Origin of the sequence: Coprococcus sp. AM100_B19A, assembly GCF_027662015.1 — a bacterium.
Taxonomy (GTDB): domain Bacteria; phylum Bacillota; class Clostridia; order Lachnospirales; family Lachnospiraceae; genus Allocoprococcus; species Allocoprococcus comes.
Genome location: NZ_JAQDKN010000015.1, coordinates 41,737 through 64,250 on the forward strand (window position 1 = coordinate 41,737; position 22,514 = coordinate 64,250).

General features: G+C 43.4%; 24 protein-coding genes and 1 other annotated feature. All 24 genes read right to left on the reverse strand.

The window, feature by feature from the left end:
* Positions 1-122: 122 nt before the first annotated feature.
* The 24 genes from PGQ33_RS13485 to PGQ33_RS13600 all read right to left on the reverse strand — a co-directional run bounded on the left by PGQ33_RS13485 (position 123) and on the right by PGQ33_RS13600 (position 22,260).
* Positions 123-2,777, reverse strand: a complete 2,655-nt coding sequence (locus PGQ33_RS13485; RefSeq protein WP_270205893.1) for a valine--tRNA ligase — start codon at positions 2,775-2,777, stop codon at positions 123-125.
* A 74-nt stretch (positions 2,778-2,851) separates the two neighbouring features.
* Positions 2,852-3,083 (reverse strand) — a binding site (T-box leader).
* Positions 3,084-3,227: 144 nt separating this feature from the next.
* Complete coding sequence (gene purD / locus PGQ33_RS13490; protein WP_022220987.1) at positions 3,228-4,499, reverse strand: phosphoribosylamine--glycine ligase; 1,272 nt, start codon at positions 4,497-4,499, stop codon at positions 3,228-3,230.
* A 16-nt stretch (positions 4,500-4,515) separates the two neighbouring features.
* A complete protein-coding gene (gene purN / locus PGQ33_RS13495; protein WP_022220988.1) occupies positions 4,516-5,142 on the reverse strand; it encodes a phosphoribosylglycinamide formyltransferase in 627 nt (208 codons plus the stop codon).
* Complete coding sequence (gene purM / locus PGQ33_RS13500; protein WP_055156423.1) at positions 5,136-6,161, reverse strand: phosphoribosylformylglycinamidine cyclo-ligase; 1,026 nt, start codon at positions 6,159-6,161, stop codon at positions 5,136-5,138. Before purM ends, purN begins: the two co-directional genes overlap by 7 nt.
* 43 nt (positions 6,162-6,204) lie before the next feature.
* Positions 6,205-6,717 carry a 5-(carboxyamino)imidazole ribonucleotide mutase gene (gene purE / locus PGQ33_RS13505; protein ID WP_008372927.1) on the reverse strand — a complete coding sequence of 171 codons (513 nt, stop codon included), beginning with the start codon at positions 6,715-6,717 and terminating at the stop codon, positions 6,205-6,207.
* A gap of 153 nt (positions 6,718-6,870) precedes the next feature.
* Positions 6,871-8,907, reverse strand: coding sequence for an aminopeptidase (locus tag PGQ33_RS13510; protein ID WP_055261105.1), 2,037 nt, complete (start codon positions 8,905-8,907; stop codon positions 6,871-6,873).
* Entirely contained in the window at positions 8,908-9,270 is a 363-nt protein-coding gene (locus PGQ33_RS13515; RefSeq protein WP_008372922.1) for a DUF6142 family protein, read from the reverse strand.
* Positions 9,251-9,715 carry a VanZ family protein gene (locus PGQ33_RS13520; RefSeq protein ID WP_117834969.1) on the reverse strand — a complete coding sequence of 155 codons (465 nt, stop codon included), beginning with the start codon at positions 9,713-9,715 and terminating at the stop codon, positions 9,251-9,253. The genes PGQ33_RS13515 and PGQ33_RS13520 overlap by 20 nt, the downstream gene beginning before the upstream one ends.
* Positions 9,716-9,730: 15 nt before the next feature.
* Positions 9,731-9,883 (reverse strand): hypothetical protein, encoded by a 153-nt coding sequence (locus tag PGQ33_RS13525; RefSeq protein WP_008372918.1) that lies wholly within the window; start codon positions 9,881-9,883, stop codon positions 9,731-9,733.
* Between the two features lie 12 nt (positions 9,884-9,895).
* Positions 9,896-10,576, reverse strand: a complete 681-nt coding sequence (gene pyrE / locus PGQ33_RS13530) for an orotate phosphoribosyltransferase (protein ID WP_008372917.1) — start codon at positions 10,574-10,576, stop codon at positions 9,896-9,898.
* Positions 10,577-10,606: 30 nt separating this feature from the next.
* A complete protein-coding gene (locus tag PGQ33_RS13535; RefSeq protein WP_008372915.1) occupies positions 10,607-11,509 on the reverse strand; it encodes a dihydroorotate dehydrogenase in 903 nt (300 codons plus the stop codon).
* A complete protein-coding gene (locus tag PGQ33_RS13540) occupies positions 11,509-12,294 on the reverse strand; it encodes a dihydroorotate dehydrogenase electron transfer subunit (protein ID WP_022220989.1) in 786 nt (261 codons plus the stop codon). Before PGQ33_RS13540 ends, PGQ33_RS13535 begins: the two co-directional genes overlap by 1 nt.
* 71 nt (positions 12,295-12,365) lie before the next feature.
* Positions 12,366-13,292 (reverse strand): orotidine-5'-phosphate decarboxylase, encoded by a 927-nt coding sequence (gene pyrF / locus PGQ33_RS13545; RefSeq protein ID WP_008372910.1) that lies wholly within the window; start codon positions 13,290-13,292, stop codon positions 12,366-12,368.
* A gap of 146 nt (positions 13,293-13,438) precedes the next feature.
* Positions 13,439-14,647 carry a S41 family peptidase gene (locus PGQ33_RS13550; protein ID WP_441047115.1) on the reverse strand — a complete coding sequence of 403 codons (1,209 nt, stop codon included), beginning with the start codon at positions 14,645-14,647 and terminating at the stop codon, positions 13,439-13,441.
* A 29-nt stretch (positions 14,648-14,676) separates the two neighbouring features.
* A complete protein-coding gene (locus PGQ33_RS13555) occupies positions 14,677-15,849 on the reverse strand; it encodes a murein hydrolase activator EnvC family protein (RefSeq protein ID WP_270202881.1) in 1,173 nt (390 codons plus the stop codon).
* 26 nt (positions 15,850-15,875) lie between these two features.
* A complete protein-coding gene (ftsX, locus tag PGQ33_RS13560; protein ID WP_118199623.1) occupies positions 15,876-16,784 on the reverse strand; it encodes a permease-like cell division protein FtsX in 909 nt (302 codons plus the stop codon).
* Positions 16,774-17,460, reverse strand: a complete 687-nt coding sequence (gene ftsE, locus PGQ33_RS13565) for a cell division ATP-binding protein FtsE (protein ID WP_008372900.1) — start codon at positions 17,458-17,460, stop codon at positions 16,774-16,776. The genes ftsX and ftsE overlap by 11 nt, the downstream gene beginning before the upstream one ends.
* Before the next feature lie 34 nt (positions 17,461-17,494).
* The gene (locus PGQ33_RS13570; protein WP_008372899.1) at positions 17,495-18,583 is read right to left on the reverse strand and encodes a PucR family transcriptional regulator; all 1,089 of its coding nucleotides are present in this window, start codon (positions 18,581-18,583) and stop codon (positions 17,495-17,497) included.
* A 228-nt stretch (positions 18,584-18,811) separates the two neighbouring features.
* On the reverse strand, positions 18,812-19,492 hold the full coding sequence (locus PGQ33_RS13575) for a WecB/TagA/CpsF family glycosyltransferase (protein WP_270202882.1): 681 nt from the start codon (positions 19,490-19,492) through the stop codon (positions 18,812-18,814).
* Between the two features lie 112 nt (positions 19,493-19,604).
* Positions 19,605-19,817, reverse strand: a complete 213-nt coding sequence (locus tag PGQ33_RS13580; protein ID WP_022220993.1) for a small, acid-soluble spore protein, alpha/beta type — start codon at positions 19,815-19,817, stop codon at positions 19,605-19,607.
* A 142-nt stretch (positions 19,818-19,959) separates the two neighbouring features.
* Positions 19,960-20,151 carry a PspC domain-containing protein gene (locus tag PGQ33_RS13585; protein WP_008372894.1) on the reverse strand — a complete coding sequence of 64 codons (192 nt, stop codon included), beginning with the start codon at positions 20,149-20,151 and terminating at the stop codon, positions 19,960-19,962.
* A gap of 89 nt (positions 20,152-20,240) precedes the next feature.
* A complete protein-coding gene (locus PGQ33_RS13590; protein WP_270202883.1) occupies positions 20,241-21,104 on the reverse strand; it encodes a DUF4097 family beta strand repeat-containing protein in 864 nt (287 codons plus the stop codon).
* The gene (locus tag PGQ33_RS13595; RefSeq protein ID WP_270205894.1) at positions 21,101-21,940 is read right to left on the reverse strand and encodes a DUF1700 domain-containing protein; all 840 of its coding nucleotides are present in this window, start codon (positions 21,938-21,940) and stop codon (positions 21,101-21,103) included. Before PGQ33_RS13595 ends, PGQ33_RS13590 begins: the two co-directional genes overlap by 4 nt.
* Complete coding sequence (locus PGQ33_RS13600) at positions 21,937-22,260, reverse strand: PadR family transcriptional regulator (protein WP_117557754.1); 324 nt, start codon at positions 22,258-22,260, stop codon at positions 21,937-21,939. The genes PGQ33_RS13595 and PGQ33_RS13600 overlap by 4 nt, the downstream gene beginning before the upstream one ends.
* Between the last annotated feature and the right edge of the window lie 254 nt (positions 22,261-22,514).

The window sequence follows — 22,514 nt, forward strand, 5'->3', positions numbered from 1 at the left end:
ATGAATTTCCTTCATCGTCTTTTAACCCCTTACGTGTTTCTGTACCGTCAGGCGCAGTTTATGCTGCGCCTGACGGTATATCCGGCTAAAAAAGAATATGCCTTAGTACTTTCCTGCAGTGATTATCTTCCTGCCTTTAAAGCCTCCAGACGTTCTTTCACCTGTTCCATCATCTGTGTATACTTTTCAAGCTTTGCTTTTTCTTCATCAACCTTTGCCTGTGGTGCTTTGCTGACGAATTTTTCATTTGAAAGCATTCCCTTTGCACGGTTGATTTCTTTTGTAAGCTTTTCTTCTTCTTTTGTCAGACGCTCGATTTCCTGTTCGAAGTCAATCAGCTCTTCCAGTGGTACATATACAGAAGCATCCGGTACTACGATCGATACGGCATCATCCGCAATACCTGCCTTATCAGCCTGGACAGCAAGTTCAGAAGCACTCATAAGCGGGCATGCGCATGTTGTCAGCTCTTCGAATCCTTCACAGAGCTTCTCATCTTCGCATACTACATAAACCTTTGCTTTACGGCTCGGCGGTACATTCATTTCTGCCCGCGCATTTCTGACACCACGGATAACTTCTTTCATATGATCTGTTATATTTTCAGCGTCTGCATAGCACCAGTCTTCGCTAAACTGCGGCCAGTCTGACATCATCAGAGATTTTTCCTCCGGTACCAGTGCGCTGTAGATTTCTTCTGTTACAAATGGCATAAATGGATGTAACATCTTCAGTGCATTACCAAGAACCGTCTTCAGTGTCCAAAGTGCTGCATTGGCGCTCTTATAATTTTCATCAGAATGGTAGATCCTGTATTTTACAAGCTCGATGTACCAGTCACAGAATTCATCCCAGATAAAGTCATATACTTTCTGTACTGCAATACCCAGTTCAAATTTATCCATGTTCTCAGTTACATCTTTTGCAAGTGTATTTACCTTGGATAAAATCCATTTATCGGTTACTTCAAAGTCTGCCTCATCCGGTTTGGAAATTACCTTATCTTCCATGTTCATCATGATAAATCTGGATGCATTCCATACCTTATTGGCAAAGTTACGGCTGGATTCTACACGTTCGTTGTAGAAACGCATATCATTTCCTGGTGCATTTCCTGTGATCAGAGTCAGACGGAGTGCATCTGCACCGTACTCATCAATGACCTCCAGCGGATCGATACCATTTCCAAGAGATTTACTCATCTTACGTCCCTGGGAATCCCTTACCAGTCCATGGATCAGAACAGTATGGAACGGTGCTTTTCCAGTATGTGCATATCCGGAGAATACCATACGGATTACCCAGAAGAAAATAATATCATAACCAGTTACCAGTACATCTGTCGGATAGAAATACTTGAAGTCCTCTGTCTCTTCCGGCCATCCAAGTGTTGAGAACGGCCACAGTGCTGAACTGAACCAGGTATCCAGTGTATCTTCATCCTGTGTCAGATGTGTGCATCCGCAATGCGGGCATTTTTCCGGCATCTCACGTGCAACAACCACTTCTCCACATTCATCACAATAGTAGGCCGGAATTCTGTGTCCCCACCAGATCTGACGTGAAATACACCAGTCACGGATATTTTCCAGCCAGTTCAGGTAGATCTTACCAAAACGTTCCGGTACGAATTTTAATTCGCCGGTCTTGATCGCATTGATCGCCGGTTTGGCAAGCTCATCCATCTTAACAAACCACTGTGGTTTAATCATCGGTTCAACGGTTGTCTTACATCTGTCATGTGTTCCAACGTTGTGTACATGTTCTTCGATGCTTACAAGGTATCCTTCTTTTTCCAGATCTTCTACGATTGCTTTTCTTGCTTCGTAGCGATCCATTCCGGAATATCTTCCGTATCCTTCTACGATGGTAGCATCATCGTTCAGGATGTTGATTTCCGGAAGATTATGTCTCTTTCCTACTTCAAAGTCATTCGGGTCATGTGCCGGTGTGATCTTAACCGCACCTGTTCCGAATTCTTTATCAACATAAGCGTCTGCCACGATCGGGATTTCTCTTCCAACTAACGGAAGGATGACATTCTTTCCTACGATATCTTTGTACCTGTCATCGTCCGGATGTACGGCGATCGCTGTATCTCCAAGCAGAGTTTCCGGACGTGTAGTTGCGATCTCAAGGAAACGTTCTGTTCCTACGATCGGGTACTTGATGTGCCAGAAATGTCCTGCCTGTTCCTCATGCTCAACTTCTGCGTCAGAAAGGGAAGTCTTACATACCGGACACCAGTTGATGATTCTGGAACCTTTGTAGATAAATCCTTTTTCGTGAAGACGAATGAATACTTCTTTGACCGCATTCGAGCATCCTTCATCCATGGTGAAACGTTCTCTGTCCCAGTCACAGGATACACCAAGCTTTTTCAGCTGACCTTCGATGGTTCCTGCGTACTCTTCTTTCCACTGCCAGGTTCTCTTAAGGAATCCTTCTCTTCCGAGTTCTTTCTTATCAATTCCCTCTGCCTTTAACTGGTTTGTAACCTTTACTTCTGTTGAAATTGCAGCGTGGTCTGTTCCCGGGATCCACAGTGCATTATATCCCTGCATTCTCTTGTAACGGATCAGGATATCCTGAAGTGTATTATCGAGAGCATGTCCCATATGCAGCTTACCGGTGATATTCGGTGGCGGCATTACCGTTGTAAATGGTTTCTTACTTCTGTCAACTTCAGCGTGAAAATACTTTTCTTCACACCATTTTTCATAAAGTTTCGCTTCAATCTCTTTCGGATTGTAGGTCTTTTCAAGATTCTTACTCATTGTTTCCTCCTCTTATAAGTCCACCGCGCACTTTTGCTCTCTCTCTAAAGAATAAAAAAAGCCCTTTACAATATGTAAAGGGCGTGTATAAACGCGGTACCACCTTTGTTCCACGAAATAAATCCATCTCGTATCTCTCACAGTTCTATAACGGAAACCACCCCGTGATATCCTACTCGCCCTTTTTCAGATACCCGGCTCCAAAGCTACCTTCTGCAACCACTTCCCGTAAACCGTCTCTCAGCCTGTGAACGGTTTTCTCTTCTTCGGACCAGTCTGCATACTCCTCTTTCTCATTGCCTTTTCCCATAACTATTGATAATCATAGTATTCAAAGTCCGATTTGTCAAGAAGTTCATGAAATCTTTAGAACTTCTTAAAGATTAAATTTTTCACTTAACTCAAAAAAGGCGAAATCCCTCTGAATAAGAAAGATCCCGCCCTAAATTCCTAAGCCTCGTCAATCGCTTTTCCGATATCGTGGCGCATATATTTGTTATCAAATTTAACCCATTCGGTTGCTTTGTAAGCATTGGCACGGGCCTCTTTGAGCGTTGCTCCTTTGGCTGTCACACCGAGGACACGTCCTCCGTTTGTCACGATCTGGTCTCCGTCGAATTTGGTTCCGGCATGGAAGCAATAGTATCCTTCATGTTTCTTGAACTCGTCAAGACCTGTGATCGGAAGTCCTTTTTCATAAGCGACCGGATAACCGTCAGATGCAAGTACCACACAGACTGCTGCATTGTCTTCAAACTGAAGATCTACCTGATCCAGTGTTCCGTCGATACAGGCTTCGATCACATCGATCAGATCATTCTTCATACGCGGAAGAACAACCTGTGCCTCAGGATCTCCGAATCTGGCATTGTATTCCAGAACCTTCGGTCCGTCTTCGGTAAGCATCAGTCCGAAGAAGATGATCCCCTTGAACTCTCTTCCCTCTGCTGCCATTGCATCTACCGTCTTCTGGTACACATATTTCCGGCAGAATTCGTCAACTTCTTTTGTATAGAAAGGACTCGGTGAGAAAGTTCCCATACCACCGGTATTCAATCCCTGATCTCCGTCTTTTGCTCTCTTGTGATCCTGCGCGCTTGTCATAGTCTTGATGGTCTTTCCATCTACAAAGGAAAGAACAGAAACCTCACGTCCTGTCATGAATTCTTCTACAACCATGGTATTACCGGATGCACCGAATTTCTTGTCCAGCATGATCTCTTTCACGCCGGCTTTTGCTTCTTCCAACGTATTACAGATCAGTACACCTTTTCCAAGTGCCAGACCATCTGCCTTCAGAACGATCGGAAATTTGGCTGTCTCCAGATAAGCCAGCGCTTCGTCTGCATTGTCAAAGTTCTCATATGCTGCGGTCGGGATGTCATATTTTTTCATCAGATCTTTTGAAAATGCCTTGCTTCCCTCCAGGATTGCTGCATTTTTTCTTGGTCCGAATGCGCGGATCCCAGCTTTTTCAAATTCATCTATAAGACCGCCAACCAGCGGATCATCCATTCCTACGATTGCCAGATCGATCTCTTTTTCCTTTGCAAATGTAACCAGCTTGTCAAATTCCATCGCACCAATCGGTACACATTCTGCAAGCTCTGCAATCCCGGCATTTCCCGGTGCACAGTACATCTTCTCTACCTTGCTGCTCTTTGCTACACAATATGCAATTGCGTGTTCTCTTCCGCCACCGCCTACGATCAATACTTTCATTGGTGCTCCTCCTTCTCTAACGGGCAATTGACACTCTGCCATCTTTTACTGTTACTTTTCCATTTGCGATCAGGTCGATCGCATGTGGAAGGATCTTCCACTCCGCCTGCTCCATCACACGTCTCTGCAGAACCTCCGGTGTATCGCCTTCTTCTACTTCAACAGCCTTCTGGAGAATGATCGGACCGGTATCCGTTCCTTCGTCTACAAAATGTACGGTTGCTCCAACCACCTTTACCCCTCTGGCAAGTGCTGCCTCATGAACCTTCAGTCCATAATATCCCGTTCCGCAGAACGACGGAATCAGAGATGGATGGATATTGATGATCTTATTCCGGTATCTGCTGATCATTTCTTCCGGGATCACAACCAAAAATCCCGCCAGAACGATAAGATCCGGTTTCAGTTCGTCTACCTTTTCAAGAAAAACTTTGTTAAACTCTTCTCTTGTCTCAAAATCCTTCGGCGAAACGCACTGTGCCGGGATCTGATGATTCCCGGCTCTTGTGAGTGCATATGCGTTCTTATTATTGCTGATGACACCGACCAGCTCTGTATTGGTGATCGTGCCATTTTCCACTGCATCAATGATTGCCTGCAGATTGGTTCCGCCTCCGGATACAAGTACAGCAACTCTTAACATAAAGTAACTCCTTTTTCTCCTGCTTCTACATAACCAACCACAAATGCTTCATCTCCAGCTTCTTTCATTGCCTTAATTGTAGCATCTACATCCTTTTCATCGACAGCGACAACCATACCGATACCCATATTGAAGGTATTGTACATCATCTCTTCTGCAATGTTGCCAGTCTTTGCAATCAGGTTGAAGATTGCAGGGATTTCATAGCTGTCCTTCTTTACCACTGCACGGATTCCTTCCGGAAGCATTCTCGGAATATTTTCATAGAATCCACCGCCTGTGATATGGCTGCATCCTTTGACTCTTACACCGGCTTCTTTTACGTTCTTCAGTGCTTTTACATAAATTCTGGTCGGAGCAAGAAGTGCTTCGCCAAGTGTCTTTCCTAATTCATCATAGTATGTATTTAAGGATTCTTCTGTAATGTCGAATACCTTACGAACCAGTGAAAATCCATTGCTGTGAACCCCTGTAGACGGCATTGCAACAAGTACATCACCTGGCTTAATATCAGAACCATCGATAATATCTTTCTTATCTACAACTCCGACTGCAAAACCTGCAAGGTCGTAATCATTCTCCGGCATCAGTCCCGGATGCTCTGCTGTCTCTCCACCTACAAGTGCACATCCTGACTGCTTGCAGCCCTCTGCCACACCGCTTACGATGGTAGCGATCTTTTCCGGGTAATTCTTGCCACAGGCAATATAATCCAGAAAGAATAACGGTTCTCCACCAGAGCATGCGATATCATTCACACACATGGCAACGGCATCAATACCGATCGTATCATGCTTGTCCATTACAAATGCAAGCTTCACCTTTGTTCCACATCCATCTGTTCCGGAAAGAAGTACTGGTTCTTCCATATTCTTGATTCCGCTTAGATCAAATGCACCTGCAAAACCGCCAAGTCCACCTAATACTTCCGGTCTCATGGTTTCTTTTACATGCTTTTTCATAAGTTCTACTGATTTATATCCTGCCTCGATATCTACGCCGGCTGTCTTATAATCCAACATTTTCTATATCCTCCTGGTATTTTCACTGACATCTGTATGCCTACATCTGCTTGATATATTCTTTGTGTCCGATTTTTTCAAGCTTTTCTGCTTTTTTCTGGACGGTTTCTTTCATTTCTGCAGTGTAATCCTTCAGTTTCTGAAGAAGCTCAGGATCTGAGGTTGCAAGAATCTTTGCAGCCAGAATTGCTGCGTTTGCTCCGCCGTCGATCGCAACTGTGGCAACCGGGATTCCAGGCGGCATCTGAACGATTGAATAGAGTGCGTCGACACCCTCCAGATTCTTCCCTGACATTGGGATTCCGATAACCGGCATCGGGAAGATTGCTGCACACATTCCAGGAAGATGTGCTGCCATACCTGCACCTGCAATAATTACTTTGAAGTCTTTTGCTTCTGCAGACTTCGCATATTCATAGAATACGTCAGGCTCACGGTGTGCCGAGATGATCGTCATCTCATAATCGATTCCAAACTTTTCCAGCATGTCAGCAGCTTTTCCCATTACTTTCATATCTGAGTCGCTGCCCATTACGATTCCAACTTTTGGCATAATGATCTCCTTTTCTTTTATCTATAAGTATTTTAATAAATAGCTAACCACTTATAAGTTATTTTACTAAGTCTGTTGCGGTATGTCAACCGTTACTTATCTGACCATTATTTAATTTTACTTATTGGTATTATTGAAAATCCATAACTAATACTAATTCAGAGGTTCATTGAGGATCTCTGTTCCCGGAAGAACAAACCGTCCATCACGGATAATTTCTGTCTCTGTTCCGTCTTTCGCCACTACAACAATGCTTCCCAGCTCATCATAAGGGATGGTGATATCGGTATGGCACTGGAAATATGCTTTCGACGGATCCTCTTTTCTCAAGATCGATATGCTGTTGTCTCTTGCAATAATCTCTTTTCCATCCGGATTGTAAACCTTTACATCCTCTGCCCAGCTATAGCAGGTATCCCCTACTGCAAAATGCGGTCCCGTCTTTTCAGCGATCAGAATCGTATATTTATCTGCAATATCATATTTCTTCGCAACCGCATAAGCTGTGGTATTGGTTCCGATCGCAAACTCGCCAATCGGAAGTGTCTGATGATTGTGCAGAATGTTATCGAAAATATATTTTTTATTTTCTTCTTCTGAATCAAAATTGGTGCAGGTATACTCTGTGATCTTTCCTTCTTTAAAACTGATCTTCAGATTGTAATACGGAAGTCCGTGAAGGAATACCTTGCTCACAAAAAGGGTACCTTCTGTTCCTTCCAGTACCGGGGAAGTGAACACCTCACCTACCGGGATATTGACATCGGCAACACAGTTTTCAAAGATCGTCTCTTTTGCCGGATCGGCAAGCGGATGAAGCATCACTTTCAGATCCGTCTGGTTTTCGCCTGAGCCTGTTACTTTTACATACTCTCCTTTATCCAGTGCATCGATCATTGTCTGCTGCACCTTCTGGTAAAGCTTGTAATCCAGAGTATTGATCTTGATCGTTTCATCAAAGATCTCATGATACTGCTCTCCGATTTCCGGAACCGGCCAGGAAATGATCGTAAAACTTCTCTCATCTCCCGGAAGATATTCATTGGTCAGACGTCCGGCCCTTCCATTCATCGCAACCAGAAGTTCTTCCTGCTTTTCGCTTAATTTAACTGCCTCTGGTTTAGCCTGCGGAACAAAAGTCTTTTCTCCGAAAATGTCGATCACTGCCGGTCCTGCATAGCCTGCTGCAATCTCTTTATTCTGCTCGTAAGTGGTACGCATCACTTCCAGCTTTCGCTCTACATACTGTTTATCCATCACAAGCCCGATATCATCTCTGTGGTCATAGACATACTGCTTGTTGCCGGAAATATTGAAAAATCCGATCTGGCTGTTGCGTCCTCTTGTGATCACGCTGTGACTTGTCCGGAAAATACTCGGCTTTAATCCCATTTTGGCAAAATTCTCAATGGCTTTTTTTACGATCCGTTCAAATCCCATTGCATAGTAAATGTTGACTACAGATTTTTTTGACAGGTCTTTTCCGGTATTTACAAAACCAATCCTGTATCCTTCACTGAAGGTATCTGCCATCTTATCAATCTTCTCCTGTGAAAGTGAATTTAAGTATGCGGCTGTCTCTCTTTCATTTACCCCCACATATTCTCCCATACGGTAGAGATAACGCAGATCGGAAAGATCTTCATTCATGATCATATTCACAATGAAGCATCCTCTTTCCGGATCGATCTGGTCTTTGATGCGGTCTGCCGCAAATACATCGCAGTAATCACTTGCATACCAGTAAAAGATTTCCTTCAGGCTTTCCGGCTGCGGCTGCTTTTCTTCTTCAAATTTGTTGTAAATTTCAATCAAAAGCTCTGCTCCGATCACAACATACTCCATACGCTGTTCCTGAACATAAGAAATGCCTCCGCGGATCTCGGTGTAAACCGCAGACAAAAAGCTTCCCAGTTCTCCTCCCAGTACCAAAACCGCATAAGCCGGATTTGCATAAGATTTCTCATAGTTTGCTTCCAGTTCATCTGCATAAAGATCCTTCATCTCTTCCTGCAGCTCTTCTTCTGACATCTCTTTCTGCTTTCCGCTTTCCACATTCTGTTTCAGCTCATCAAGCTTTAAAATAAACCGAGCCACATGCTGGAAATACTCCCGATATGGCTCTGCTACTGTTTTTTCTTCTATTATTGCTTTCATTCTGTCAATTGCCAGATTATATCTTTCTTCCATTTATACACATCCTCTTATAAATACTAAGATCAGGGCAAGTAAAATAAGTCCGTTTACAACGATTCCGATCTTGCAGGTCAGATAATTTTTATCTCTTTCTTTAAATCCTTTTACACCCGTTACAATACCGATGCAGGCAAGAATCATATCGAAAACCCCAAAGCTTCCTACCATTGCTGCTGATTTCCCTTTATTCATAAATGCCATTACAATCAATCCCGCTATCACTGCCGTAACAAGTACTGCCATCACACAGGACCAGATTCCCTTGCGGGAATGCTTTCTTTTTATCTGACCATACTTCCGGCTTCTTTTATTTCTGTCTCTTTCACGTGCTCTTTTTTTATCTCTCCTGCTTCGCATCGTGCCATCTCCTTATCATATTACAAATCGCGAAGACGATATACCCAATCACACCGCCAAGGGTGTTGAGCAGCATATCATCCACATCAAAACTCCCCACTCTTGTTACCAGCTGAAAGCACTCCACAAAGAAGCTCACTCCAAAACTGTAGAAAAGGGTAAGAAAAAAGCTGCGATAACGGCTTGCCATCGGCATAAAAAATCCAAATGGCACGAAAATCAGGACATTTCCGAACAGATTTGCATAAGCTACCCATCCCAAAACATCTCGATACAGCCAAAATCTTTTTATTTCACAGAAAAGAACCAGGTTATAATGATATTCCCCGGTTCCTTCCCGTCCATACCAGTCAGAAAAAATCAGAAAGTAAAATAAAAATCCAATATACAGGACAAATAAAATCTTCCCAAGAACCCGAAGTCTTTTTCTGTTCTTTGCTTTCAACTTAAAGCGCCCTTCCTAAAATGTCAGTCCCTTTTTCGCACCAAGCAGCTTTCCACCGCTGACAAGCAAAATGATCCCGGTTGTCACACCAACAACAATAGAAATAATTCCGATCGCAATATTGGCACCGCCGGCAAGTCCCATCACCTTATATGTCTTTTCTGTCACTGTAACTCCTCCTTATTTTGCACCATACTGCTCATAGTATGCGTCGATTGCAGCCTTGATCTTGTCATCGATAACAATTTCACCATTGCATGGTTTGTTGTACAGATGCTCTACTACATCCTTCATGGTTACGATTGCATTAGTTTCAAATCCGTAAAGATCCTTTACTTCATCGAGTGCGCATTTCACACCGCCTTTTCCTACTTCCATACGGTCAAGGGATACCATCAGTCCAACAATTGTTACATCAGCGGCTCCTCTTACCTTCGGTACAGTCTCTTCCATGGATTTGCCGGATGTGGTAACATCTTCGATCATAACCACGCGGTCTCCGTCCTGAAGCTTGCTTCCGAGGAAGCTTCCCTTATCTGCTCCGTGATCTTTTTCTTCTTTACGGTCTGAGCAGTAACGGATCTCTTTTCCGTATAATTCACTGTAAGCGATCGCGGTTACAACTCCAAGCGGGATTCCTTTGTAAGCAGGTCCGAATAATACATCAAAATCATCCCCGTATTTGTCATGGATTGCTTTTGCGTAATATTCACCGAGTCTTTTGAGCTGTGATCCTGTCACATAAGCTCCTGCATTCATGAAGAAAGGGGACTTTCTTCCGCTTTTCAGTGTAAATTCTCCAAATTTAAGAACGTGGCTTTCTACCATAAAATCAATAAATTCCTGTTTGTAGCTTTCCATTTTATTTATCCTCCATCTCTTATATGTTCTTTATTTTACAATTCCAACCATATCTTTCACAGACTCAAAGCCATTCTTCTTCATGTAGGCTTCAATTCCATCGATTACTTCCATCGTCACTGCCGGATTGTGAAAGTTGGCTGTTCCTACGGATACGGCACTTGCTCCTGCAAGAAGGAACTCGATCGCATCTTCTGCGCAGGAAATACCGCCCATCCCGATGATTGGGATGTTCACTGCCTGTGCTACCTGATATACCATGCGGACAGCGATCGGTTTGACGATCGGTCCTGATACACCTCCGGTCTTATTTGCCACCGCAAATGTCTTACGATTGATATCAATCTTCATACCGGTCAGTGTATTGATCAGGGAAACTGCGTCCGCACCGCCTGCTTCTGCCGCTTTTGCTATCTCAGTAATATCGGTTACATTCGGTGTCAGCTTCATGATGATCGGCTGCTTTGCGATCTTCTTGATCTGTCCGGTCAGCTCTTCTACATGCTTTGCATCCTGTCCGAAAGCAAGGAATCCTGCATTGACATTTGGGCAGGAAATGTTGATTTCCATCATATCGATCGGTTCATCCGCAAGGCGTTCTACCACTTCAAGATACTCTTCCGGTGCATGTCCGCAGACATTCACAATGATCTTGGTATCATAGTTTTTCAGATACGGAATATCTCTTTTACAGAACAGATCGATTCCCGGATTCTGAAGTCCTATGGCGTTCATCATTCCGCCGTAAACCTCGGCTACACGCGGAGTCGGATTGCCCGGCCACGGTACATTTGCCACACCTTTTGTTGTCACAGCTCCAAGCTTGTTCAGATCTACAAATTCAGAAAACTCTTCTCCTGATCCGAAGGTTCCTGATGCCACTGTTACCGGATTCTTCCATTCTACTCCGGCAATATTTACACGCATATCCATTAGATTTCCACCTCCGTAGAAAGAAATACCGGTCCGTCTTTACAGATACGTTTGTTGTGCACATTGCTGTGCGCATCCTTTTCCTTTGACTTGCACACGCACGCAAGACAGGCACCGATTCCACATGCCATTCTCTCTTCCAGAGAAATATAGCATTCGATTCCGTTTGTTTCTGCATACTGTTTGATCGCACGAAGCATCGGAGTTGGTCCACAGGCATAGATCATATCTGCTTCCAGCGCATTCTCACGGATTGCATCCATGACATTTCCTTTTGTTCCGACACTGCCATCTTCGGTTGAAATATAAAGCTCTCCTGCCTGTTCAAATTCTTCTTTCAGGAAGGTATGTGCATCACGGTATCCAACCACAATCTGCTTTTTCTCACATTCCATCTGTTTTGCAAGCTCCAGGATCGGCGGCACACCGATTCCTCCTCCCATCAGAAATACCTTCTTTCCTTCGGCCTTCTCAAATGGGAATCCATTACCAAGTGGTCCGATCACCGGAATTGTATCTCCTGCCTTCATCTGTGAAAATTCTTCTGTTCCGGTTTTTTCCCCTGTTACACGGTAAACCACACGAAGTTTTCCACCTTCTTTATCGATCTCACAGATACTGATCGGGCGTGGAAGAAGCTTGCTTCCATCATTGGTATACATGGAAATAAACTGCCCCGGTCTTGCACTCCCTGCTGCTTCTGTCTGAATCCACATACTGAAGATTCCATCAGCAAGCTGCTCCTGCGATACAACCTTTGCCTGTTCTTTTTTCTTTGTAGTCATCTTCTATTCTCCTATAATCCGGATTTGCCGGTATGTCAGAAGCTTCTGTCACACCGGCTCATTCTTTTCTCTTATCTGTTCTCAAGCGCGCCTTTGATATCTGCTACCATGGCTTCTACTGCTGCACGGGATGCATCTCCAAAGTTCTCTGCACCGTATTTTGCATAAGCTTCCTGTTTATATGCTGCAATGATTCCTCTGGATGAGTTTACGATTGCTCCAAGTCCATCTTCATTGAAGAAATGAACCAGATCTTTTCCTTTTCCACCTTGTGCACCGTATCCCGGAACCAGAATGTAGGATTTCGGCATTACTTTACGAAGGACTTTTCCCATCTCCGGATAAGTAGCTCCCACAACTGCTCCGATGTAGCTATAATCATCACCCATGCAGTCTGCTCCCCACTCGGCAACCTTTTCTCCGACCAGTTCGTAAAGCGGACGACCATCGATCAGCCGATCCTGGAATTCTCCACTGGATGGATTGGATGTCTTAACAAGGATAAAAAGACCTTTCTTCTCTTCTTTACATACTTCGATAAATGGCTTTACTCCGTCAGATCCAAGATACGGATTCACAGTAGCGAAATCTTCATCGAACGGTACATAGGATTTGCTTCCTACCTGAACTCTTCCAAGATGTCCAACAGCATATGCTGCTGAAGTAGAACCGATATCACCTCTCTTGATATCTCCGATGACAACAAGTCCTTTTTCTTTACAGTAGTCTACCGTCTTCTTGAATGCCTGAAGTCCCGGAATTCCGAACTGTTCGTACATAGCGATCTGCGGTTTAACTGCCGGGATCAGATCATAAGTCTTATCCACGATCTCTTTGTTGAACTGCCAGATAGCTTCTGCTGCTCCTTCCAAAGTCTCGCCATACTCTGCAAATGCCTTTTTCTGTACCTGCTCTGGTACATAGGAAAGCATCGGATCCAGTCCGACAACGATAGGTGCTCCTGTTTTTTTAATGTTAGCGACTAATTTGTTAATCATCTTATTCCCTCCAGTTTTCTATTTATATTTTTGCTGTAACAGAAAGTATTGTCCTTTTGTTACCTGAAAAAAAATATTCTTTACTTATGATATCATATTAAAAACTAAAAGGGAATGCCGTTTTCGGCATTCCCTCCGGATTTCTGTTATTGATTGATTTTATTTCTCACCTGTTCCAATGCTGCATCAAGCTGATTATCTGCATTCGGATTATTCTCATCCCGCTGATATTCAACTTCTACGTCCGGCGTAATTCCTTTTTTGTGAATATTTCTTCCATTCGGAGTATAGTACTCAGCCATTGTCAGCTTCACACAGGTTCCGTCTCCAAGATCAAAAATCTGCTGAACGATTCCTTTTCCGTAAGTTGTTGTTCCCACGATCGATCCAAGTCCGTAGTCCTGGATCGCTCCTGCAAAAATCTCGGAAGCACTTGCACTGTTGCCGTCAACAACAACCGACATCGGCTTCGTAAACTGGTGTTCATCATCCGATGAGATCACCTCTTCGTGACCACTCTTGTCTTTTGTTGACACGATCGTACCTTTTGGCAACAGCAGATCCAGCATCTGTGTGACTGTCGCAAGATTACCTCCCGGATTAGCCCGAAGATCAACCACAAGTCCTTTCATCCCCTGGTCCTCCAGACTGCCGAGTGCACTCTTGAACTGGTCATAGGTCACACTGTCAAATTCCGTAACCCGAATATAACCGATCTGGTCATCCTTCATTTCAGACTTGACTGTCTCTACCTGGATTTTTCTCCGGGTAACCGTCATTGTCACTTCCTTCGCATCATCCCCACGCAGGACTGTGATATCAACAGTCGTATTCTCTACACCGCGGATCAGCTGTACAACATCGGAAAGATCCGTTCCACTTACGTCCTTATCTCCAACCTTATACAGAATATCATTTACCTGAATACCTGCTTCATTCGCCGGGCTGTTCTCATAAACCTGAACTGCAGTGATCACCTTAGTTTCCTGATTCTGCGAAAAAACAACTCCGATTCCCGAATACTCTCCCGAAGTTGATTCCTGCAGGGATCTGGTCTGTTCTTCATCATAATATACAGAATACGGATCTCCCAGTGCATTAATGTATCCACTGTAAAGTCCGTTCTCCAGATCTTCTTCTTTCAAATCATCTGTATAAAGATAATTTTCATCAATCAGCTTTTTCAGTTTATTCAGTTTTTTCTCTTCCTGCGCATTTACGACCTTTTCCTGACTGGTTCCAAGGTCTACACCTGCGACATTCATAATTCCAAGTGCCGCAGCACCTACCATAAACATGGCGAGGGCGCCTGCAAGCGCCCCCTTCCAAAAATTCTTTTTATTATTTTCCATCATTTACTCTTTCATACCTGTTATGTATTATCTTACAGATAGTTCAGTGGATTGACCGGTACACCACCTACATGAACTTCAAAGTGAAGATGTGGTCCTGTGGAAATTCCGGTCGTACCGACATTTCCGATCACCTGACCTCTTGCCACCGTCTGTCCCACGCTAACATTCATCGAACTCAGATGCTGATACCATGTCTGCATTCCATTACCGTGATTGATTACGATGTAATTTCCACGTGCACTATTGTACTGTGCGGTAATAACAGTTCCAGAATCAGCCGCATAAACTGCTGCTCCGTATCCTGCACCATAATCGATTCCGTCATGACCGGTTGTTGCACCTGCAGTCGGTGCCACACGTCCGCCAAAGCCACTGGTAATCGCTGCTCCCGGTACCGGATGTGTAAGTGATCCGGTTCCCGTTGCACTTGCATTGCTGCTTGTATTGCCTGAACTGCTTGTGCCTGCCGAAGCTGATGCCTGAGCTGCCGCCGCTGCCTGTGCAGCCTGAGCGGCTGCCGTTGCTTCTGCTTCTTTTCTGCGAGCTTCTGCCGCCTCTGCTTCTGCAATCAGCTGCTTCAGTTTGTCAGCATTACTACTGATCTCAGATGTCAGGTTATTGATCTGAATGTTCTTATCAGCAAGAAGCTTTTCTACATTTGCCTGTTCTCCCGCAAGTTCATCCTGCAGGCTTTCCAGCTCTGCATACTCTTTTTTAAGTGCATTTTCTCTGTTCTCGACATCTTTTCTTGTATCTTCGTATTCTACAAGAAGTTCACGGTCACATTTGGAAATCTTGTTGATGTATTCTGCTTTGTTCAGCAGATCTGCAATACTGTTAGCTTCCATCAGGATCTCCAGGAATTCATTGCTCCCGTTCTCATACATATACTTGATACGTAGCTTCATTGTCTGGTACTGGTCATCTTCGTTGGCTTTCGCAGTTACCAGCTCTGTCTCTGCATCATTGATCTCCGTCTCTTTTGCAGTCAGATCTGACTGTGTCTTCTCCATCTTTGATACAATGGAATCCAGTTCAGAAGAAAGTTCCGACTTCTCCGCCTCAGCCGTATTCTTCTGCTGTTCCAGCTCCTGCTGCTTCTTTTTCGCATCCGAAATATTATCAGCCTGTGCCGGAATTACCATACTGAAGCAAAGCGTAAACGCCAGTAACGCCCCAAGTATCTTTTTCCCTCTTATCATATTCGTCTCCCTTAAATATTATGCGACTAGACTCTTAAGTGCTTTCTAATCGTAAAGAAACTTCCCACAAAACCAATTCCGATTCCCAGTAAAAGTCCGACCGGAAGCAGTGTCTTGTATACCTGCCCCACCGGAAGGAAATCCAGAATATTATTCAGCAGACTGAATTTTGTAAGAATATAAGTAATTGCTTTGTTATAAAGTACATAAAGGATACCAAGCGGAATCGCCGCACCGACAAGACCGATCAGGATACCTTCAATGATGAACGGTGCCCGTACAAAACCATCCTTCGCACCGATATATTTCATGATTGCAATCTCTTCCCTTCGGACAGTAATACCCATTGTGACCGTATTGCTGATCAGGAAAATGGATACTGCCAGAAGAATCGCGATGATAACAACCGATACATACCATACCAGCTTGTTCACGCTGTTCAGTGTATTGGCTACGGTATCTGATTTGTTAACCTTACGAACCCCGTCAAGGCTTTCTGCAAAGGAAACCAGCTTCTTCTGTGAAGCCACATCTGTCATATATACTTCATAGTTGTCAGATCCTGCCAGAGGGTTATCATTTTTAAATCCTTCTGCAAGGTCACTTGATTCGCCAAAATACTGATCTTTAAATGTCTCCCATGCTTCGTCCGCAGACACATACTTGATCTCTTTTACACCATCCTGCTTTTTAAGCTGTGCGCCAATATTATCAATCTGCTCCTGCGTTGCATCATCATTAAAAAATACAGTGATTGCCACACCTTCTTCTGCTTTGTGTACAATATACTGAAAGTTCATAATAATTGAGAAAAACAGTCCGAACACAAAGATACATGCAGCCATAGTTGCAACAGATGCCAGTGAAAACATCTTATTTCTTCCAATATTCTTAACTCCCTGTTTCACGGAGTATCCAACTGTACTAATCCTCATGCTTATACCCACCTTCTTGTTCGTCGCTGACAATGACACCCTTCTTCATCGTAATAACGCGCTTTTTCATCTCGTTTACAATTTCCTGGTTGTGAGTAACTACCAGAACTGTAGTTCCTCTCTCGTTCGCTTCTTCAAGAAGTTTCATGATCTCCCATGAGTTGGTTGGATCCAGGTTTCCTGTCGGCTCATCAGCCAGCAAAATAGCAGGCTCATTTACAACAGCTCTGGCAATTGCAACTCTCTGCTGTTCCCCACCGGACAATTCCTTCGGGAACGCTTTGTACTTCTGTGCCAGTCCGACAAGTGACAGAGCCGCCGGCACTTTCTTTTTGATGACACGGGTTGATTTTTCTGTAACCCGCTGTGCAAATGCAATATTCTCATAAATATTGCGGTCTTTCAGAAGTCTGAAATCCTGGAATACAACGCCGATTCCTCTTCTGTACTGCGGAATCTGGCGATGTTTCATACGATTCAGATTCTGACCGTTGACAATAATCGTACCTGACGTTGGTTCGATCTCCTTCATCAGAAGACGTATCAACGTAGACTTTCCGGAACCGCTGTCTCCAACTACGAATACGAACTCTCCCTGTTCGATCCGAAGGTTGATACCATTGAGTGCAGCAATACCCTTCGAGTATTCCTTGGTAACTTCTTTAAGTTCTATCATATGCTCCTCCTAATTATCCATACTCCGATATAACTTAATACTCCAGTGTTTCCATGTATTTCATATATTTGACTACCATCAGCGCGATCTTAAATGTGATTGCGTCCTCAAATACGCGCAGATCCAGTCCTGTGCTCTTCTGCAGTTTGTCAAGACGGTACACCAGTGTATTTCTGTGAATATACAGCTGTCTTGATGTCTCGGAAACATTCAGGCTATTCTCAAAGAACTTATTGATGGTCGTGAGCGTCTCTTCATCAAATTCGTCCGGAGATTTCCCCTCAAAAATTTCGCGGATAAACATCTTGCAGAGCGGAATTGGGAGCTGATAGATCAGTCGTCCGATTCCAAGCGCACTATATGCAATAACTTCCTTCTCGTCGAAGAAGATCTTTCCTACATCGAGCGCAAGCTTCGCTTCTTTGTAAGACTTGGATACTTCTTTGATGTCATTGACGATCGTACCATATGCGATACGGATATTCTCTTCTCCTTCTGCTTTCAGAAGATCAAGAATCTCATGCGCAGTCTTGTCCATCTCCGGATATCCATCGCCAGGACCTAATTCTTTTACTACGATGATGTTCTTCTCATCAACAGCTGTAATAAAGTCCTTGCCCTTTCCACCCAGAACAGAACGGAGACTGTCAAGCGCACTGACATCTCTCTCCCGAGAAGTCTCAACTATAAAGATATCACGTTTTACCTCTGTGTCAATATGTAATTTTTTGGCGCGATTATAAATATCCACCAGAAGAAGGTTGTCAAGAAGGAGGTTTTTGATGAAATTATCCTTGTCAAAACGCTCCTTATATGCTACCAGAAGATTCTGGATCTGGAAGGCTGCAATCTTGCCAACCATATAAACATCTTCACTGCCGCCATTGGCGATCAGAATGTACTCCAGCTGGTGTTCATCATAAATTTTGAAAAACTGATACCCCTGAATCACCTGGCTTTCTGCCGGAGATTCTACAAACGAAAGAACGGCATTCTCATAATCTCCAGGCTCCGGAAATGTTGTCGCCAAAGTCTTTCCATCTGTATCCATCACTCCAAGATCAATCCTTGTAATTGATTTCAACCCTTCAATCGTATTCTGCAGTATCTGATTTGATATCATATTCTCTCTCCTCCATCCTCCGTGGTTCTATACACTTTGTACAATCTTCATCCCCCGCAACTGTGGACTTAGCCATATACATATAATACTTTAATACATATTACCAAAAAAATAAAGAGGAAATCACATTTTTTTATGCATTTCCTCAATTGAGTTTATTATAAAATTTATTCTATCAAAAAAGATTTTTTGATTTTTTTTATTATTTTCAGTCTTTTGTCGCTTCAATTATACTTCTTTTCTTTTTTGCTCTTTTTTGATCTCCCGTTTTAAAATCCTTTTACCGATAAAATTTTTCAGGTGATCTGCCCAGTTCTCACCATTTGCAAAGGAAGCAATACTATGTCCTGTTCCAAACCACATTCTGGTATTCAGCTGCTCTTTGCACCGGTAAACAAACTGTTCCTGCCAAGGGAAATCCATGCTGGCAATCACACAGTCTACTTCTCCGCCGTTGACCAGATTGGTGATCCTGTCATCTTCACTTTCGTCTGCCGGTACTGCTTTCATACCGACAACCTGAATCCCACTGTATGCCTCATGCAGATAGCCCTGCAGTCTGTCTCCTTCTTCCTCAGATCCTGCCAGTATAAATATCTTACAGCGGTTCTTATGAAAATAATGGAATACCATCTTCAGCATCGTCTGATCCTCCATCTCCTGGATCCGCTTTCTATCTGTGATCTTTGCAGCTTCAAGAATCGTCATATCTCCCGGAAGCAGAAGATCCAGTTTCTCCAGCTCTTCTTTCATACCGTCAAGCTGTGTCGCTCTCATCAGGGTATCCACCGTAACAATATCTACTGTGTTAAGTTCTTCTGTCTGCATATATTCTGCAATGATCTTCATCGCATCTTTTGCCGTACAGTTATCAAGCTGTACGTCCAGTACGTTCATTTTTTCATTCATTTGCCTCACCCGTTCCATTTTCTCGGTTTTTGCGGTCAAGCGATTATATCAAACATACAGTGCTTTTTCAACAAACGTTGCAAAATATTCACATTTTTTAAAATTTGTAATATTATTGTAAATTCCCAGTCTCATTCTTCCTGGATTTTTTTGAAATGATTCCTCCGATCCGCCCGGTTTCTTTTGATGACAGACTCTTCCAGCCATCTTCCAGAACCTTATCGAGAAGTCCAAGCTCCTCCGCAATCTCGTATTTTACCCGCTCACTTGTTTCCAGATTGGGGATATCTTCGCGTCTGATTTTCTTTGTCTTTGTGCTTTTCATACCTTTCAACTCCTTTTTCAGAGTGTTTCCCCAATTACGGATTTTATACATTTATACCTGATTATTATAAAAGAAGCCGAAAACATTACTTCCGACTTCTTCTCCTTCTGCCTTTTCTTTATCGGCAAAGCTCTCTTATTTTTTATTCCGGATCCGGAATGATAACTGCTGCAACAAAATAGGCAACCACGGCAGTCCCACAGCTTACGCAAGCCAGCAAAACACCTCCAAGCCGGATCAATGTAGGATCGATATTAAAATATTCTCCAAGGCCTCCACATACACCGCAGATCTTACGGTTTGTTACGGATCTGTATAATCTTTTCTGTTCCATAAAAATTCCTCCTAAAAGTTTCTCCTATTTTTGTGTTTCTTCTATTATATATGTGTTTCATCTGATACATTTTTCTGTCTATGTTAATTCTAATGGAAACAGATCTCCACGCTGCCTGCTCCGTTCGATATCTCAATCGTGCGTTTACTGCCATTATCGATTGACTTCTCTGTGCTTAAGCCGCCAAGATCTATATCTTCTCCAATTTCTACCGAACCGGCACTGCTATCCAGTTCATAATTATAATCCTCCACTTTTCCTTCCAGATTCAGTGTGACGCTTCCAGCACCACAGTCAATGTCCACTTCTTTTTCCACTGTTCCATAAAAATCCAGACTTCCGGCACCTGTTTCTACATCTAACTCCTCTATATCTGCATTTTTTATTGTACAGCCTGATGCCCCGCTTTCAATCTTAAGGCTTTTCGCATTTAGTCCATCGATCTCTGCTGTTACTGCACCATATTCCATGTCCACCTGATCGAACTTGTAATCTCTTGGAAGATAGATCACAAGTGTTCCCTTTGCGTTTCTCACATTTTTGAAACTGAAACTGCTGCGCATTTTCGTTGTTATTTCCAGAGTTTTTCCGTCATGGGACAGCGTTTTCTGCACTGCGTTTTCCGTTTTCATTCCGGAATCATCCACATGGATCTTGTCATCTGTCCCCGTCTTGATCCGCACCTCACTTGCACCGATATCAAGCTTCAGATTCTCCACACCGGAAAATGCCTCTTCCGATACAACATTTTCTGTATCATCCAGCTCATCATCATCATCCCAATCGTCATCAAAAGAAACATAATTCTTTCTCATAATACCAATTCCATTCGGATATGCTTTTTCAAACTGTGAAAATGTGACTCCAAGGCATAACGCAATGATACAAAATACAACTCCTGCCCCTGTCAGGCTTATAATAACTGTCCAGAAAATCTTCCATCCTTTTTTCATCTGCATTCACCTCTCTTTTTCTGAAATGGTATGCGACAAAGATTTACAAATCCACGGAACATCATTGGAATCAGTTTGATGCATCCCCATCCGATCAATACTGTAAATACTGCCCCAAGTGCCAGCAGCAGGCAGCCGACACCAAGCATTCCGATTCCAAGAGCCGGGGAATAAAACAGCTGACCAAATCCATGAATCCCCAACAGAATCCCTACGGCTGCGGTTGCAACTGCTGCCACCCAGATCGCTATTGCTGATATTGCAAGTGCGACCAGAACTCCAAATGCCGCTAAAAGAAGACCAAGTGCTGTCGGAACTACAATTGGAAGCCCAATCACAAGGATACAGATGATCAGAATGATCTTGCCGGCACTGGATTTCTTCCGTGGCATTTCTGTCATCTGACCCGCACCATATCCCTGATTTCCCGCATATGTATATCCCTGATTAGAATTAGCTGTATAAGAATACTGTCTTTCCGAAAATGGATTCCTGTCATTCTGTGACTGTCTTTCTCCATATGTCTCCGAATAGCTATCTTTATAATAGTCATCTCTTCCTGCCGGATACTCACTGCTGTCAAAACGCCTGTCCTGATATCCTCGCTCTCCGTACTCTCCATAACTTTCCGCCTCATCGGTATTGCCATTTATCCCGGCACGGATCGTTTCGGCAAGCTTTGCAGGACTTCCCAGCTCTTCGATTACTTTTTCTTCATTCTCGCTTCCGGCGTCATCAAAATAATCATTGTAATACTGCATTGCTTCTTCTCTTTCTTCTTTCGAAATTCCATGAAGCAGTGCATCTAATTCCCTCATATACTCTGTACGGCTCATTCGGCTGCACCTCCCTCGAACATCTCTGTAATCTTCCTTGTGTAGTTCTTCCATTCGACTTTATATAAATTCAGCTGTGCCATTCCTTTTTCTGTAACTTTATAGTATCTGCGGTTTCTTCCGTCAAACTGCATATCATAGACCTCCAGACATTCATCTTTCTGAAGTCTTCTGAGTACCGGATACATTGTTGACTCTGATACATTCAGAACTTTCCGGACATCCTGGGTAATCTTATATCCATAGGTTCCTTCCTGCTCCCGCGACACAACAGCAAGCACGATCGCATCAAGGAGGGCAGCTCCGGTGTTAAATACCATATGATTCACATCCTTTTATTGTTTGTTATATTGTTTTGTTAAGTATATTATACGTTATATAATATAGTGAGTCAATATAATATTGTATAAGACTTTCTGAAGATTTCCTAAAGAAATGGGTGGGAGACGGATGGTGGGAGGAAGGTTGTGACAGCTTGCGGATAGAAATAAAGTCCACCGCTTCCCACGGGGCGAAGGCATTCCGATGAGCCTCTGAATGCAAACATTGTGTCAGCAATGGCTTCCACAATGTT